At 48.0% G+C, this 527-nt stretch carries 1 protein-coding gene; it reads right to left on the bottom strand.

Features of this window, described 5'->3' with window-relative positions:
* Positions 1-20: 20 nt before the first annotated feature.
* On the bottom strand, positions 21-527 hold a 507-nt coding region (tatC, locus tag R8O11_RS31055), incomplete at its 5' end, for a twin-arginine translocase subunit TatC (RefSeq protein WP_318195369.1).

Here is a 527-nt window from a genome sequence, read left to right as displayed (position 1 = left end):
ACTGTCGAAAAACTGAAGGATTACTCCTCTTCTTCCTCATCTTTACGAGTGTAAAAACGAGCAAAGAACAGACCAACCTCAAACAGTAAACACATTGGGATCGCAAGTAACGTCTGCGAAATCATGTCTGGCGGCGTCAGCAGCATGCCGACAACGAACGCTGCCACAATAATGTATGGACGCTTCTCTTTTAGGTCTTGCGGCGTGGTCGCCCCAGTCCAACAAAGTAGGATAATCGCCACGGGCACTTCGAACGCAATACCAAACGCCATAAACAGCGCCAGCACAAAATCTAGGTAGCTCGAAATATCGGTCGCAAACTCAACCCCACCGAGAGAAATCGCAGTAAAGAAGCCAAATACCAGTGGAAATACCACGTAATACGCAAAGGCCACGCCACAGTAAAACAGCAACGAGCTAGAAAACAGCAATGGCATGATCAAACGACGTTCGTGCTTGTACAGACCTGGCGCAACAAAAGCCCAAACCTGATACAAAATAAACGGCACCGCAACAAACACTGAGGC

It is taken from the genome of Vibrio sp. 1288, from assembly GCF_033344475.1.
Note: the sequence above shows the minus strand (reverse complement) of the source record. Positions and strands in the feature narration are given on the sequence as shown.